Origin of the sequence: Leptolyngbya cf. ectocarpi LEGE 11479 (assembly GCF_015207065.1) — a bacterium.
GTDB lineage: Bacteria > Cyanobacteriota > Cyanobacteriia > Phormidesmidales > Phormidesmidaceae > Leptothoe > Leptothoe ectocarpi.
This window is the reverse complement of sequence record NZ_JADEXP010000136.1, coordinates 1-15,380: the sequence shown is the minus strand read 5'-3', so window position 1 is coordinate 15,380 and position 15,380 is coordinate 1. Positions and strand designations below refer to the sequence as shown.

14 protein-coding genes are annotated in these 15,380 nt (G+C 50.8%); 9 read left to right on the top strand and 5 right to left on the bottom strand.

Annotation, left to right across the window (positions count from 1 at the left end):
- Positions 1-246 precede the first annotated feature (246 nt).
- The 4 genes from IQ260_RS15380 to IQ260_RS15365 form a co-directional block, all read right to left on the bottom strand.
- Entirely contained in the window at positions 247-1,407 is a 1,161-nt protein-coding gene (locus IQ260_RS15380) for a bifunctional sterol desaturase/short chain dehydrogenase (RefSeq protein WP_193993985.1), read from the bottom strand.
- A gap of 261 nt (positions 1,408-1,668) precedes the next feature.
- Positions 1,669-2,547, bottom strand: coding sequence for a 30S ribosomal protein S6--L-glutamate ligase (gene rimK, locus IQ260_RS15375; RefSeq protein WP_193993984.1), 879 nt, complete (start codon positions 2,545-2,547; stop codon positions 1,669-1,671).
- 42 nt (positions 2,548-2,589) lie between these two features.
- Complete coding sequence (locus IQ260_RS15370) at positions 2,590-3,084, bottom strand: ATP-dependent zinc protease family protein (RefSeq protein ID WP_193993983.1); 495 nt, start codon at positions 3,082-3,084, stop codon at positions 2,590-2,592.
- Positions 3,085-3,212: 128 nt separating this feature from the next.
- Entirely contained in the window at positions 3,213-4,094 is an 882-nt protein-coding gene (locus tag IQ260_RS15365; protein WP_407657741.1) for an Npun_R2479 family HD domain-containing metalloprotein, read from the bottom strand.
- 431 nt (positions 4,095-4,525) lie between these two features.
- Between IQ260_RS15365 and IQ260_RS15360 the strand changes: the two genes are divergently transcribed.
- Together IQ260_RS15360 and IQ260_RS15355 are read left to right on the top strand one after the other, a co-directional pair.
- A complete protein-coding gene (locus IQ260_RS15360; protein ID WP_193993982.1) occupies positions 4,526-5,917 on the top strand; it encodes an efflux RND transporter periplasmic adaptor subunit in 1,392 nt (463 codons plus the stop codon).
- Positions 5,918-5,932: 15 nt separating this feature from the next.
- Positions 5,933-9,058: an efflux RND transporter permease subunit gene (locus IQ260_RS15355; protein WP_193993981.1), complete on the top strand. Its 3,126-nt coding sequence runs from the start codon at positions 5,933-5,935 to the stop codon at positions 9,056-9,058.
- Positions 9,059-9,556: 498 nt separating this feature from the next.
- Here the strand turns inward: IQ260_RS15355 and IQ260_RS15350 are convergent, their stop codons facing one another.
- Entirely contained in the window at positions 9,557-10,000 is a 444-nt protein-coding gene (locus tag IQ260_RS15350; protein ID WP_193993980.1) for a hypothetical protein, read from the bottom strand.
- Between the two features lie 96 nt (positions 10,001-10,096).
- Between IQ260_RS15350 and IQ260_RS15345 the strand changes: the two genes are divergently transcribed.
- The 7 genes from IQ260_RS15345 to IQ260_RS15315 all read left to right on the top strand — a co-directional run bounded on the left by IQ260_RS15345 (position 10,097) and on the right by IQ260_RS15315 (position 15,149).
- Positions 10,097-12,352, top strand: a complete 2,256-nt coding sequence (locus tag IQ260_RS15345) for a Tex family protein (RefSeq protein WP_193993979.1) — start codon at positions 10,097-10,099, stop codon at positions 12,350-12,352.
- Positions 12,353-12,419: 67 nt separating this feature from the next.
- Positions 12,420-13,430 carry a PDDEXK nuclease domain-containing protein gene (locus tag IQ260_RS15340; RefSeq protein ID WP_193993978.1) on the top strand — a complete coding sequence of 337 codons (1,011 nt, stop codon included), beginning with the start codon at positions 12,420-12,422 and terminating at the stop codon, positions 13,428-13,430.
- Positions 13,431-13,481: 51 nt separating this feature from the next.
- Entirely contained in the window at positions 13,482-13,679 is a 198-nt protein-coding gene (locus tag IQ260_RS15335) for a hypothetical protein (RefSeq protein WP_193993977.1), read from the top strand.
- Between the two features lie 80 nt (positions 13,680-13,759).
- Complete coding sequence (locus tag IQ260_RS15330) at positions 13,760-14,146, top strand: hypothetical protein (RefSeq protein ID WP_193993976.1); 387 nt, start codon at positions 13,760-13,762, stop codon at positions 14,144-14,146.
- Positions 14,147-14,199: 53 nt separating this feature from the next.
- Positions 14,200-14,541, top strand: coding sequence for a GIY-YIG nuclease family protein (locus IQ260_RS15325; RefSeq protein WP_193993975.1), 342 nt, complete (start codon positions 14,200-14,202; stop codon positions 14,539-14,541).
- A gap of 40 nt (positions 14,542-14,581) precedes the next feature.
- Positions 14,582-14,788 carry a hypothetical protein gene (locus IQ260_RS15320; protein ID WP_193993974.1) on the top strand — a complete coding sequence of 69 codons (207 nt, stop codon included), beginning with the start codon at positions 14,582-14,584 and terminating at the stop codon, positions 14,786-14,788.
- A 1-nt stretch (position 14,789) separates the two neighbouring features.
- Positions 14,790-15,149: a nucleotidyltransferase family protein gene (locus tag IQ260_RS15315; protein ID WP_193993973.1), complete on the top strand. Its 360-nt coding sequence runs from the start codon at positions 14,790-14,792 to the stop codon at positions 15,147-15,149.
- Positions 15,150-15,380: the final 231 nt, after the last annotated feature.

The window sequence follows — 15,380 nt, the reverse complement described above, 5'->3', positions numbered from 1 at the left end:
TCCTTCTCCCCCAGGGAGAAGGACTTTGAGTCTAGCTTCCCTTCTCCCCCAGGGAAAAGGAGTTGGGGGATGTAGAGCTTTGCTCTTCTCGGAGAGTGGGCTCGAAGCTTTGAGCTTACTCTCCGACCTGTGTATACACGGCAGGGAGGGAATAGGGAACGCCGGTTGTAGTAAATGTTGGCTGAGCGGAGTCGAAGCCAACATTATGCGTGGGACGGCTACAAATAGTGTTTTTAGAAAGCAGCCCTATTTCACCTTAGAAAACAACTTAAAGTAAACCGACTGCATCATTTCCTTGATGGGAAACAAGATATAGGTAATCGGATTGATCGTGACGATGATGTTGCGAATATCCCGTTTCGCCAGACCCACAATGGCCCCGGCTACCCAATCAGCGGACATCACCCCCACCGGGTTGAGCTTGCTTTTAAAGGGACCCAACACCAGTTTACGAATCACACAGGGGGCATCCTGACGACGTAGGGTAATCAAATCCCCCAGTAGCCGCTTTGAGGTTTCATACAGGGGGCTAAAGGCCGGGTTCACCTCAGCTTCAGAGGTGTTGACCCATACTTCTTTGGTGGCAGGACCTAACCGATTGTCTACGGTTTCTAAAAATACTTCCGTCAGTCGCCAGGCGGATAGGGCATTTACCTCTAGGGAGTTTGCGATCGCACTTGCCGACCGGTCACCATATACATTCACCCCATGGTTAATGACCAAAATATTCACCCGGTTTAATACCGCTTTGAGCTCGCTCTCTTGACCCGCGCACCAGGGGACTACTTTTACCGCGCCTTCAATCACAGCATCGGCTGAGCGCGTCAGGGCCAGCGGCTTTGCCCCTTGGGCCGCCAGCTGTTTGATCAAGGCGCGGCCCAGGGTGCCAGAGGCTCCGGTGACAGCCACCGTTTTGCCCTTGAGTGAGAGTGCTGTTCCCATCAGTTTGTCCGATAGGGTGAAATAGCCTGCATAGTAAGCCGTTGTTTCATCAAAGTGATGCCGCCAGTGATAGGTCCGATTGACCAACCACACGCTGGGCGGTGTTGTTAGGGGGCCAGGCTCGTGGGTCAGGTCGGTGGTTTGGAGTAAGCCTTGCGATCGCAACAGCGCCGCCCCCAAAAAACCGGCACTATACAGAAATCCTAACCAAAATCCCCACAATGGCGTCAGTACCGCCACCGTCGCCATGGTCGCCATCATCACCAGCGACTCAGGCACATCATTATAGAGCTGAGCCTTCTGATATAGCTCAGAACTAATGGGCGTAAAATCTTTTCGATAAACCTTGTGGTGCCAATTGTGCAGCCGCATGAGTGGCGGCCAGAGATGACTCGCCACATGGTAGCCATCCCGCACCATTTCCACTACAAATACAGACACCAAACCCCACAGGCATTGAAGCATCCAGGGTGCTCCTAGGCCTTCAACAGTATTCCACACAGGTCTAAACCCCTACTGCAACACTGCACCAGGAGACAGACGAACACCGGCTGCCATCAACGACATTACAGTTGTCAGTCTTAGCCAGCACAGCCCGGTCCCAGATAGCCTTAGGCATCACTCCTGTCCCCCCAGTGTTGCGATTTGTTTCGTCCTTGATGGTAAATCTTAATCGAACTAGAGGGAAGGGCTGTCTTTACGAGCGGCAGGTTAATGTTTTCCCACTTATACCTTGATCTGGCCTTCTAAATATTCAATAATTTTGCCCGCAATATCCACATCTGTAGCCCGCTCAATACCTTCTAATCCGGGCGATGAGTTGACCTCCATGACCACTGGGCCATGGTTCGATCTGAGTAAATCCACCCCGGCTATCTTTAAGCCCATGGCCTTAGCCGCGCGAGTAGCGGTACTGCGCTCTTCAGGCGTTAGCTTAATCTTACTCACTGAACCGCCCCGATGAACATTGGATCGAAACTCCCCTGGAGCCCCCTGACGCTTCATCGCGGCCACCACCCGATTACCCACCACAAAACAGCGGAGGTCTGCCCCCTTGGCCTCTTTAATAAATTCCTGAACTAGAATGTTGGCATCTAAGCCTCGAAATGCCTCGATAACAGATTTGGCCGCCTGGGCCGTCTCCGCCAGCACCACACCGATACCCTGGGTACCTTCCAGCAGCTTGATGACCAAGGGGGCTCCCCCAACCAGTTCAATCACCCCTTCAATATCTTTAGTGGAATGGGCAAACCCTGTTGTAGGTAGCCCCACACCTTCCTTAGAAAGCAGCTGTAAACAGCGCAGTTTGTCGCGCGATCGCGAAATCGCATCAGCGCCATTGGCGGTAAATACTCCCATCATCTGAAACTGGCGGACCACAGCGGTGCCATAGAATGTTTTAGTCGCGCCAATACGAGGAATAATGGCATCAATGTCTTCTAAGGGCTTGCCTTGATAAATCACCTTAGGGCTATGGGCCGTAATGTCCATGTAGCAGCGCATATGGTCAATAATGACCATTGTGTGGGCTCGTTCGTTTCCAGCTTCTATCAACCGACGCGTAGAGTACAAAGAGGCATCGCGGGATAGTACAGCAATTTTCATAGCGGGCTAAGACGAGGAGGAGTAATGTCTTAAGTAAGACTATCAAGAGAAGTCATCCCCATTAGATAGATCGGTTAAATCTGTACTTCCTTCCTTAGAAATATCCTGACTTTGAATATAGGACTGGCCGGGGTTTACCAAAAACCGATCTTTAACAGCCTGACGTCCCAACAACATCCGAAATCCCATCACATCTCTGTTGGTCAACGTCAGCTCGATGGGCCACTGCAGTTCCCCTAGACATACCGACGTCATAATCACAGGCCGAACCTGTTGATGACCACCAGAATCAGTAATTGCACGCTCTTCTAGCAACGTTGTTTCCACCATGACAAGTCGTTCGTTATCTGACTGTACAGGCGCTACTTGAAACCGTACTTTTTTAATTCCGTGGGCCTCAAACTGTTCAATATTGATGGCATGAATAGCCGAGGAACGGGCTCCGGTATCGACTTTAACCTTAATATTGGGGACGCCTAGTTCTGGCAAGGATAGCCATTCACGCCATCCAATAGTTGATAACTGTTTAGAATTCATTCACGGGTCGTGACTACGATAGCTGCCTTAAAAGGGCAGCAAAATCCAAGCGGCAGGAAGAGCCGTTAAACACCGCCTACCGCCCTGATCTTACCGGTTTAACGAGCCGGTTTAACGATGCCGAAATCCTAACAAGGCAGCAAATCCCGCTCGTATTCCACCATAAATACGTTGGAATACAAGTTGGCAATAATTTGCTTGCCTTCCTGGGTGAGCGCTAAATAGCGCAGACTGTCGTGGATATAAGGATGAACAACTCCCCAATAAAATTTGGGATAGTTACTCCGCAGATCGTGGGGAGTTTTATAGTTCAGCTCTTGATTTTGTCCGGTTTCTTCAAACTCATAAAAGAGGGCGCTAATTTTTTTGAGATAGCGCGGATCGCTCAGCTGCCCGATTAGATCGGCGGCCCGAATTAACCCTGGGTAGTGAATCGTGTCCTGGTGATCTTCTTCTTTGGGGACTGGGAATCGGGTCAGCTCAATATTGTTTTGAATGCGCTGGGAATCAATCCACTGATTTTTACCAAATCGCTCCTCAACAAATAGCTTGCCGCGATCGACATGGTAGGGCGTTAATGACGCATCCGTGGCACCGGGGGACAGCTCAATTATTTGCCCATGGCCGGTCGAATAGCGATTCTCAAAATCGCTATCGTCACGACACACACCCTTGACATAGCCAATGTCATGGCAAACCAGGGAAATAATGAAATGCAGCCAATCTTCAGCACTCACACCGCCTTCGCGGGTATGTTTGCCCCTCAAGATTTCCTGGCCTACCAGGGTTACCAAAATCGTGTGCTCGACATTATGGTAAAGCGCGTCGCTGTTAGCAATATTTTCAAGGGCCATACTACCGGCCCAAGCAATGATTTCTTCGTAGTCATGGTGCAGCCCACCATAGGTACGTCGATAGCCAAGACGCAGTTTTTCAACAAAATCAGCGATTAGAATCTCGGTGACATTGAACATGGTAAGGGCGGCTTTGGTGGGAGGAAACAAGTGCACGGCGTTTAAAGCTGAGCTAAAGCTAACATACCGTTGGGTTACCCTTGTATACGCCAAAGGTCCTGTAACGGAATGCACAGCTCAGGTTGCGTATGGTTTTCTGAACGGAAATTAAAACTAGGTACTGACAGCGAACGGCTTTTGGAAATATCCCCAGACATTGTCACCAAGGGATTTTCGCTCACGCATTACACAGCGCTTTATTACCAGCGGCCGCCGTACCATCGGATAGATACCTGACTCGTGGAATATACGGCAACGGTTGTGATAGCCGCGACATTCATGACGTTCAGATTGCCAAATAAAACTGTCACTGACTGTGATCACAGTCATACGGAGATAGGTCATAATGGCAACAGGTTTACATTTTGTAATTTTTTAAGATTGCTGCGTAAGGATTGTCCTGTAGTCGTTCTGGTAGTTGCTAGGCTGTGACGTATCGAGATTTTCAACACGAACCGCCCACGAATCCATCCCATCAGGAATCTGCCAACGGCCAGTATGTCAATGGCGCTTCATTAACCAACACCGTTCCTAAAAAATCGCCATGGTCAGGGGTGAGAGGGATTGGTTTGGGTTTATTACTGGGGGTGGGGGTGTCTCTTATCGGGGGCAGGCTGAGCCGGCCGGCCACGGACCCACCGACTCAGCCCACGGAAACGGCCTCGGCAACGGCCGCTACCAGCGTTACCGTACAGCGGATCCAAACCGCCACTATCCAGCAATCGCTGAAGGCCACTGGCACTGTGCAAGCCTTTGATTTATTAAACATTTCGCCCCAGGTCAGTGGCTTACAAATTCGTGAGGTGCGGGTGCGTGAGGGAGACCAGGTTACCCAAGGACAGGTGCTAGCGGTGCTCGATGATTCGGTGCTGCGCACACAGCTAGCCCAGGCCCAGGCTAACTACGCCCAGGCCGAAGCTCAGGTAGCCCAGGAGCGGGCAGAACAAGCCCAGGCTGAGGCTAACGCCGCCGAGGCCCAGGACAACTTTGAACGCTACCAGACGCTCTATGACCAGGGGGGAATTAGTTCGGAGGAGTTAAACAGTCGCCGTACCCAGGCAATTACAGCCCGTGAATCGGTGGGTGTAGCCCAAGCAGCGGTACAAAGTGCTCAAGCCACGGTGACTAGTCGAGAAGCTGAGATTAGACGATTAGAAACCCAGCTGGCCCAGACAGTGGTGAGAGCCCCCGCCAATGGTCAGATCGCTGAGCGTCCGGCCACTGTCGGTGATACATCCTCCACGGGAACAGCTTTATTTACGATGGTGCAAGACGGTTTATTAGAACTGGTGGTTGACCTGCCCCAGCGGCAGCTGGCTGCTGTGCAGGTGAGTACTCCGGTCACCGTTACCGCCTCCACCAATGATCGCATTCGCTTGTCGGGGGCTGTTCGCTCCATTGACCCCTTAGTTAATCAGCAAACACGACAGGCTGAGGTCCATGTCAGTTTGTCGGCTAATGCAGAGCTGCGCACAGGGATGTTTTTACAGGCAGAATTTATGACCGGTCAGCGCACTGGCATGGTGCTAGCTGCCGCCGCCATCCTGCCGCAGACGGACAATAGCTTTAAAGTTTTTATCCTCAATGAGGCAGGGACGGCAGACCTGGTGCCGGTTACTGTTGGTTCCCGACTACCGGCGACGGCCAATCAGCCTGAACGCTTGGAAATTCTATCAGGACTCGATCAGGGCGACCAGGTGATTGTGGAAGGGGCTAGCTATTTACAGCCCGGCGATCCGGTGTCTGTGGTAACTGCTCCCTTTACAGAAACATCCAGCACGCCATCTACTGAGCAGCCATCCCAGACTAAAGCGGAATAACCGGAGACAAGACCCATGAATTGGAATATTTCTGAGTGGTCGATCCGTCGACCGGTGCCAACGCTGGTGCTGTTTTTGGTACTTACCCTATCGGGGTGGCTGTCATTTAATCAGTTGGGTATCGACGCCAACCCCAATATTGATATTCCAGCTGTTATTGTCACGGTTGGTCAGCAGGGGGCCGGACCTGAGGAGATGGAAACCCAGATCACCAAAAAGGTGGAAGATGCGGTTTCGGGTCTCGGCAACATTGACAATGTGAGCTCAACGGTGACGGATGGTAATTCCACCACGGTAATTAGTTTTGACTTAGGGGTGGATACGGAGCAGGCCACCAACGATGTGCGAGACGCGGTCACCCGCATCCGGGATAACTTGCCCCAGGATGCTCAGGAACCCCAGGTGCGTCGGCTGAAGTTTGAAGGGGGGCCGATGCTCACCTACACGGTGAGTTCAGATACCCGCTCAGTGGAAAATCTGAGTGATTTGGTGGATCGCACCATTGCCACCGAGCTGTTATCGGTTAAGGGCGTCGCCCAGGTCCAGCGGTTTGGTGGGGTGGACCGCGAGATTATTGTGGACCTGGATCCCAATGAACTGGATGCCCTGGGAATCACCGCAACCCAGGTAAACAATCAAATCCGTAACTCGAATATCAATTTGCCCGGTGGTCGCAGCGATATTTTAGGCCAGGAGCAGGGTATTCGTACCCTGGGTAGTGCACCTACGGTGGAGATGCTGCAGTCCCTGGGGATTGCCTTGCCCGATGGCAATACGGTGCCCTTGAGAACCCTGGGTTCGGTGCAAGATGATTTTGGTGAGACTCGCCAGTCGGCTTATTTAGATAATCAGCCTGTGGTGTCGTTTTCGGTCTTTCGCAGCAATGGCAGTCTGCTGGTGTCGGTGGAAGATGGGGTAAGGGATGCGATCGCAAACCTGACCGAGACCCTAGACGACGTCCAGTTTGATCTGATCTACACCCGCGCCACCGACGTGCGCGACTCCTACAAAGCCTCCATCGACGCCCTGATTATCGGTTCGCTCCTGGCCGTAGTTGTCGTCAGCGTTTTCTTACGCAACTGGCGCACCACTCTGATTACCGCCACCGCACTACCGCTGTCGATTATCCCCACCTTTGTGGTACTGCAATACCTGGGCTATACCCTCAACAGCATGACCCTGCTGGCCCTCACACTGGCAGTCGGCAACCTGGTGGACGACGCCATTGTCGAAATCGAAAACGTTGAACGGCATATTGCCATGGGTAAACCCCCCATGCGTGCCGCCATGGACTCCACCGCTGAAGTCGGTCTGGCCGTAGTCACCACCACCGCCACCATTGTGGCCGTGTTTTTACCCGTCGCCTTTATGGGCGGTGTCCCCGGTCAGTTTTTCCAGCCCTTTGGTGTCACCGTGGCTGTGTCCACCATGTTCTCCACCCTAGTGGCCCGCCTGATGACACCGATGATGGCCGCCTATTTGCTCAAACCTAAACCCGTTCAAGCAACCTCATCAGGCCAACCCGACGGCTACCGCGCTGGAGATATCTACGTCCCCAAAGGTCTGTTACCCTACTTTCGTCTAGTACGGGGGGCATTGCGCCATCGGATTCTTACCGTGGCACTGGCCATCGGATTTTTTATCGCCAGTCTGATGCTGTCGCGGTTTATCCCCACCAGCTTGTTCGCCGCAGGTGACACGGGGCTCTCAAACTTGGAGATTGACCTGCCCCCCGGTAGTACCCTGGCCAAAACGGAGCTGGTGACCCAGTACATCAGTGACCAGCTCAACGCCAATGACGCGGTGGACAGTGTCTATGTCTCCCAGGATCCGGCGGATGCATCAGTGGTTGTCCGACTAAAGCCCAAAAATGAGCGGGTGTCCCGAGGGCAGTTTGAAAATGAGATGCGTCAAGTTCTGACCCAAATTCCTGGCACCCGCATTAATTTTGAAAATCAAGGCGGTGCTGGTGGCGGTGGTAAGGCGTTAGAAGTCACCCTGCGCAGCGATAATGCAGCGGCCCTGCGGACGGCCTCCGATACCCTCACCCAAGAAATCCGGCAGATTCCCGGACTGGTGGAAGTCAGCTCTAGTGCCAACCGGGTGCAGCCTGAGATTTTAATCCGTCCCGATGTGCAACGGGCAGCGGACCTAGGGGTGACCGTGCGGGATATTGCCACCACCGCATCCCTGGCCACCCTGGGAGATGCGGAGTCCGACCTGGCGGAATTTGACGTGGGGGATCGGCTGATTCCCATTCGGGTGCGGCTGGCCTCGGAGTTTCGCAATGACCTGGCCACCCTGGAAAATCTGAAGGTGTTAAATAACCAGGGGCAGCTGGTGCCCCTGATTGCCGTGGCCGATGTGGAATTTGGCAGCGGCCCGGCCCGCATTAATCGCCTAGACCGCTCCCGACAGGTAACCATTGGTGCCAACCTGGACGGTATTACCCTGGGGCAGGGACTGGAGCAGGTATACGCCCTGCCCGCCTTTATCAATTTGCCAGAGAGTGTGTCCCAGCAGCCCTCTGGCGATGCGGAAATTATGCGGGAGGTATTTAGCCGGTTTGGCATTGCCCTAGCGACCGCCATTGTCATGATCTATGCCGTACTGGTGCTGTTGTACAACAGTTTTATCTATCCCTTTGCGGTGATGGTGGCGTTGCCCCTGTGTATTGGTGGCGCACTACTGGGACTAATGATTGCCCAAAAGCCCCTGGGTCTGTTTGCCCTGATCGGCATCGTGTTGCTCATGGGTCTGGTGACCAAAAACTCAATTTTGCTGGTGGACTATGCCCTCATGGCGCGCGCTAAGGGCATCTCCCTACGGCAGTCGGTGATTGAAGCCGGTCTTACCCGACTGCGCCCAATTTTGATGACGTCGATTTCTACGATGGCGGGGATGATACCCATTGCCCTGGAGTGGGGTGCTGGTGGCGAAACCCGCAGTCCCATGGCCATTGCGGTGATTGGCGGATTCTCTACAGCGACGCTGCTGACCCTGGTGGTCGTACCGGTGTGCTTTACCTTTATCGCCCAGTTTAATGAGAGAATCGGCAAGCTATTGGGACGACTGACCGGATTGGGGAAAGATGATGGTAGAGATACCAAGAAAGAAGCCCTGCCTTCGAGAATACAGTAGTATTTATTCGACACAGGTTGATGTAGCATGGCTGCCCTTGGGTAGCTTCTAAACCATGCAAATTAATCCACTCTAAGAAGTCTCATCGTCGATGGAATTGCAACAGCTGTCCGCTGCAGCTACGGTGTACACACAAATCGAAGAGTAGCTCAAGCTGTCGAGCCCTCATCCCCCAACCCCTTCTCCCCCAGGGAGAAGGGGAGCTAGACTCAAAGTCCTTCTCCCCCAGGGAGAAGGATTTAGGATGAGGGGTAATGCAGGAGTTAGAGCCACTTTCCAGTTCAATCTTCTAGATGTGTATACACCGTAGCCAATCCCAGGAGAAGGAGAGCAAATCCCTTGTAGAGTGAGTAGCCTGCTTTCATAAATCACTTTAACCAAAGATGTGTCTGTCCTCTCAAAATCCCTCTCCCAAGTTTGGGAGAGGGATTTAGGGTTAGGTCCGCTGAAGGGGCAGGACTAACGGATAATATCCTTTGGTATCCGCGACGTGACCGATTAGAAAGCATTGCGGATGCCAAAGGCTGATTGAACGGGCTTTTGCAAAAAGTAATAGATATAAAAACCGCTAAAGGCAATTGAGGCCAGGCTAACCGGGCTCAAAAACAGCAGACCGCCCAGGTTACTAAGAATCCCCAGCCCCTGGAAAACCAGGGTCAAATACCAGGCCCAGGCTTGTAAGGCCCAGAGGCCAACTGCGATCGCAAAATTTACCAACGCCATCACCAAAAAGATTCCCCCCAGCACTTTAGGAAATAGGTCAATTGCCTCAGGCGGCACCTGTTCGAACAGCTCAGCCACGTCTGGCTCTAAGAGCAGCCGGTCGATCAGCGGCCTTAAAAAAAAGGCTGAAATCCCGATAAAAGCAAGCAACAGACCGCCCAGGCCGGTCAAAACTGCCAGTATGGTCACACCTATGGGGCGTTGCATCGGTTGTTGCATTGTTGGGGGCCTCCGCCTGTCTTCTAACACTTATATCTAACACCTGCGACCGCTCGCTATAATCATGGCTGCTTGCCCATAGGAAATTAGCACGTTATGCAGTTTGCTCCGGTTATCGCCAAGGATCTGTCCGTCCGTCCCGCCCAGGTGGAGGCGGCGCTAGAGCTATTGGAAACGGGAGCGACGGTGCCGTTTATTGCCCGCTATCGCAAGGAAAAGACAGGGGAGCTAGACGAGCGCCAGCTGCGGCAGATCGAAGAGCAGTTTGCTTACCTGAGCGAGCTGGCAGCCCGCAAGCAGACAATATTGGAGACGATTGAGGGCCAGGGCAAGCTGACCGATGAGCTGCGAGATCGCATCACTGCCTGCACCAGCAAAACCGAGCTAGAGGACCTCTACCTACCCTATCGGCCCAAACGCCGCACCCGTGCCACCATTGCCCGTGAGAAGGGCCTAGAGCCCCTGGCCCAGCAGATTGCCCAGCTAAATCAGACCGGTGCGGCAGTGGCATCGCTGGAGCAGCTAGCAACTGAGTTTATCTCTGACGACGTTCCCGGTGCGGCAGCGGCCCTCCAGGGAGCATCAGATATTTTGGCCGAAGGGATTGCCGAGCGCCCAGAACTGCGGGCCTATGTGCGGCAGACGTTGCTGAAGACGGGGGTGTTTAGCTCCAAGATTAAGCCAGACTATCCTGAGGGCAGCACTAAGTATGAGATGTATCGGAAATATGAATGTGCGATCGCAAAGCTAGCTCCCCACAATTTACTGGCCCTGCTGCGCGGCGACAAAGAAGGCATCCTCAAGGTAAATCTCACAGGCGACGAAGACAGAATCTTAGACCATTTAGAAAACAGCCAGATCCGCACCCGACAGGCCAACGTCCGACAGTTTTACCAGGCAGTCGTTAAAGACGCCTTTACTCGGCTAATGAAAAACTCCCTCACCAATGAGGTGATTGCCGAGAAAAAAGCCTGGGCCGATGGAGAATCCATTAACACCTTTGCCGTCAATATCAAAAATCTGTTGCTAGCAGCTCCGGCAGGGATGAAACCCACCCTAGGGGTAGACCCTGGTTTTCGCACCGGCTGCAAAGTAGCGGCCATTGATGGCACCGGTAAGTTTCTCGAATATAAGCCAATTTTTCCCCATACCGGTAAACAAGAAGCCGCAGCCAAGATTCTCGCAGAGATGATTAAGCGCCACAACATTCAGCTAATTGCCATTGGCAATGGCACCGCCAGCCGAGAGACCGATGCATTTGTAGCCGCAGTCATTCGCGATCTCGACCCCAAACCTATTAAGGTCATGGTAAACGAGTCAGGAGCCTCGATTTATTCTGCTAGTGAGGTCGCCATCTCCGAATTTCCCGACTTGGATATTACGGTGCGCGGGGCCATCAGCATTGCCCGCCGACTGCAGGACCCGCTAGCGGAACTGGTCAAGATTGAGCCCAAGTCCATTGGCGTAGGCCAGTATCAGCACGATGTGGACCAGAAACAACTCAAGCAAAAGCTTGATGCCACCGTAGAAAGCTGTGTGAACTATGTGGGCGTGGATTTGAATATTGCGTCTCGCGAGTTGCTCACCTATGTATCGGGGGTGAGTACGGCCATTGCTAACAATATTGTTGCCTATCGTAATGAGAATGGAGCCTTTAACAGTCGGCGACAGCTGCTCAAGGTGGCAAAGCTGGGGCCAAAAGCCTATGAGCAGTGTGCCGGATTTTTACGCATTCGAGATGGCAAGAATCTGTTGGACAATACGGCGGTACATCCAGAAAGCTATGACATCGCTACAACAATTTTAAAAGATAAGGGCGTGGATGCCAAAGCCGGTTTGGATAATCTGAATCTGGCCAGCTTAGATCTGCAGCAATATGTGAGCGATGCGGTAGGGCTACCCACGTTACGAGACATTGTAGAAGAGCTGGAGAAGCCGGGGCGAGACCCACGGGCGGAGTTTACCTATGCCAGCTTCCAGGAAGGTGTGAATGAGATTTCGGACCTAACTGAAGGCATGGTGCTAGAGGGTGTGATTACCAATGTGGCCAACTTTGGTGCATTTGTGGATATTGGCGTGCATCAGGATGGATTGGTGCATATTTCGCAGTTGGTGAATCGGTATGTGAGCGACCCGAAAGAGGTGGTGCAGGTGGGTCAGGTGGTAAAGGTAAAGGTGTTGGAAATTAATAAAGAGCTGAAGCGGATTGGGTTGAGTATGAAGGCGGTGGATGGTGGCGGCAAGGCTGCACCGAGACCCAGCAAAAAACAGGCAGTGGAAAAAGCTTCGCCGAAAGCCGCTAGTTTGTCAGATTTACAAGCAAAGTTTAGTCGTCCGAAAAAACGCAGGTAGATTTATTGTTGGAGGCAATTAACCAGCGTTTCATGCAACCAGCGATTACCCGTAAATATGAATTTCCATGAGCGATCTCACCAGTAGGCAATATCAGCAGCTGATCAACAGCATTAGTGATTGTTTGGTCAGTGGACAACAATCAGCCGTACAGCAGGTGAATCGGACGCTGGTGGAAACTTACTGGACTATTGGCCGCTATATTGTGGAGTTTGAGCAGCAGGGACAGGAAAGGGCGGAATATGGCTCACGGCTCCTGGCGAAGCTATCTAAAGATTTAAAACAGCTCCATGGCAAGGGATTTAGTCGGCGTAATCTTTTGGATATGAGGCGCTTGTACTTGATTTATCCAATTTGGCAGACGGTGTCTGCCAAATTGAGCTGGTCTCATTACACAGAGCTGTTAGCGATCTCTGATGAGCTGGCCCGTTCGTTTTATGAGCAGCAATGCATTAGGGAAACCTGGAGTGTCCGGGAGCTAAAGCGCCAGAAGGCATCTGCACTATTTGAGCGGGTGGCACTGAGTAAGGATAAGGCGGAGATTTTGGAGTTAGCTAAGCAGGGTCAGGTAACCACTGTGGCTAAGGATGTGGTCAAAGATCCCTATGTGTTTGAGTTTTTGGAACTGCCGGAGCAAAATTATCGAGAAACTGAGCTGGAAAATAAGCTAATTGAGAAGCTAGAACAGTTTTTACTAGAGCTGGGTAAGGGATTTGCATTTATTGGTCAGCAATACCGTATTACGCTAAATAACACTCATTTTTACGTGAATCTGGTGTTTTACCATCGGATTCTAAAATGCTTTGTTTTGATCGATTTGAAGACACGGGCGGTCAATCATCAAGATATTGGTCAGATGAATCTGTATTTGAATTATTTCAAGGCTGAAGAAAATGTGGAGGATGATAATGAGCCTATCGGTATCGTGTTAGCAACGGATCGGGATGAAATTATGGTGGAGTATGCAACAGGATCGATTTCGAATCAGCTGTTTGTATCGCGGTATCAGCTGTATTTGCCCGATGTGGAGGTGTTGAAAGCGGAGTTAAGGCGATTGCTGGAAAGTGGAGATGAGTGAGATAAAAATCTAGCGAGCCGGTTTGGCAAAGACCCGCAGGAGATTGTGTAGGTGAGTCAGGTGGTGAAAGCGAAGGTCATGAAAGTGAATCAGGAGTTAAAGCGAATTAGGTTAAGTATGAAGGCAGTGGATGATAGCAGGACTGCGCCAAAATTGAGTAAGAAGCAGGCAGTTGAGAAAGCTGCATCGAAGTTGGCTGATTTGGCAGATCTGCAGGCGAAGTTTAGCCGCTTGAAGCAAAGAAAATAAAGTAATTTACCTCTCTTTTATCCTGCTCACATTAGTGACAAATAACTAGTAATCCTTTCTTAAAGTATCCAGATAGATCTATGCAATCCCAATTAATTGAAAACTTACGATCTAAGCTTCAAAGACGCATTGAAAGACTAAATATAGATAATGATGATTCTTTCCTAGTATATCTTCGAAGGTTTTGGGTGTTCTTTGATAGCCATCCTATATATGTTGGAATTATAGAGACACTCTTAGCTCAGTATTCAGATTTAGAAAATGTTACTGACAGAATATTTGGTGGGAGGCAGAAATTAAGTAAATCTGAAGAGGAAGCTGCTGCTGTAGGCTACTCAGTTCTTCGTAAATTAGCCGATTCAAACAAGGTCTCTGCACTTTTTGATCTTAGAGAATATTTTCGTGAATATGCTGATTCAGGAAGTAATACATCTACAATTTATTCGCTTTTTCTGTTGCCACTTTGATTCTGAGCCATTTGTGAGAACATGGCCTTTGTGTAATCAGCACTGCTATCTCTATGCCAACAGATGACTATGAACTGCAAAGCCAAGCAAGAGCTGTCCTAGATGCCATTGCCTTTACTTCTTTTGAGCAGTGCCAACCCTTGAGCCGAAGTTTTAGCAATATTCCTGCTCGCCCTGGCATATACGCAATCAGACACAAAACTGAGGGCTTACTCTACATTGGCAAAACTAAAAGCTTGCGAGGACACTTCAGTGGTGGTCACAAAGCTTTTTTGTGGGCATGGCTCGACAAATATGACGATGACGATGTCCGCATAGCAATGCAGCCTATTTCTCACTGGAGAAACCCTGCGTTACTATTGGAGCTAGAAGCCATCATTTTGCGAGCTACATAGCCACCCTATAACGTTCAAATTCCACCCGAAAGGTGATGCTATGCAAACTAAATCCCAAGAACAACTTTCACCTACCGATGCAGCCCTGATTTTGGAACGTTTGCCATTACGAATCCAAGATGCTCTGGTTGCTCGTGCCGCTGAAATTGAATATCTACTCGAAGCGGTCATTGAAATGGCTATCGCTAGCTTCCTTGATACTGAGGCATTGGGATTTGTAGACTGTAAACCAGGGCGTGGGCAATAATATGGATTTTGGTCAACCAGCTATAATTCAAAACCTTAGCCCGAGAACTCAGGAACGCTTGGGCATGTCCAGCGATGATGTATCTATACTCTGTCAGCGCTGGGGTATTCGTACCATGGCAATCTTTGGTTCTATTCTTCGAGATGATTTTGCTGAAGAAAGTGACATTGATATTCTGTTAACCTTTGAACCCACTGCACGACAAGGACTACTCACACTAGCTAAAATCAAACATGAACTAGAAAAACAGCTCCATCGCACAGTTGATATTACAATTAAAGAATCAGTTGAAACGAGTGATAACTGGATTCGACGTAGAGAAATATTAGCAACCGCTCAAGCGATTTATGAACAGAGATAATGCCTCTCTGATAGACATCGTTAACGCTGCTCGTCAAGTTCTAGCATTTACGGTAGGGCTATCTAAAGCAATACTCCGGACAGAATTAGGAGACTAGCACCCCATAGTCACAAAGACTTGGAAAGTTGGGATGTGATTTAATCAAAGTCTCGTCTAAGTCTAAGTTTCGAATAAACCTGTCAATCAGATGCTGATTGAGTTTGCGACGTTTGTAGGAGGCCATGGAAAAGA

Excerpts from the sequence above, each read along its gene's own strand:
- IQ260_RS15355 (WP_193993981.1), top strand. The coding sequence starts at position 5,933 with ATGAATTGGAATATTTCTGAGTGGTCGATCCGTCGACCGGTGCCAACG.
- IQ260_RS15350 (WP_193993980.1), bottom strand. The coding sequence starts at position 10,000 with ATGCAACAACCGATGCAACGCCCCATAGGTGTGACCATACTGGCAGTT.
- IQ260_RS15340 (WP_193993978.1), top strand. The coding sequence starts at position 12,420 with ATGAGCGATCTCACCAGTAGGCAATATCAGCAGCTGATCAACAGCATT.
- IQ260_RS15380 (WP_193993985.1), bottom strand. The coding sequence starts at position 1,407 with ATGCTTCAATGCCTGTGGGGTTTGGTGTCTGTATTTGTAGTGGAAATG.
- IQ260_RS15345 (WP_193993979.1), top strand. The coding sequence starts at position 10,097 with ATGCAGTTTGCTCCGGTTATCGCCAAGGATCTGTCCGTCCGTCCCGCC.
- IQ260_RS15330 (WP_193993976.1), top strand. The coding sequence starts at position 13,760 with ATGCAATCCCAATTAATTGAAAACTTACGATCTAAGCTTCAAAGACGC.
- IQ260_RS15325 (WP_193993975.1), top strand. The coding sequence starts at position 14,200 with ATGCCAACAGATGACTATGAACTGCAAAGCCAAGCAAGAGCTGTCCTA.
- IQ260_RS15315 (WP_193993973.1), top strand. The coding sequence starts at position 14,790 with ATGGATTTTGGTCAACCAGCTATAATTCAAAACCTTAGCCCGAGAACT.
- rimK (WP_193993984.1), bottom strand. The coding sequence starts at position 2,547 with ATGAAAATTGCTGTACTATCCCGCGATGCCTCTTTGTACTCTACGCGT.
- IQ260_RS15370 (WP_193993983.1), bottom strand. The coding sequence starts at position 3,084 with ATGAATTCTAAACAGTTATCAACTATTGGATGGCGTGAATGGCTATCC.
- IQ260_RS15320 (WP_193993974.1), top strand. The coding sequence starts at position 14,582 with ATGCAAACTAAATCCCAAGAACAACTTTCACCTACCGATGCAGCCCTG.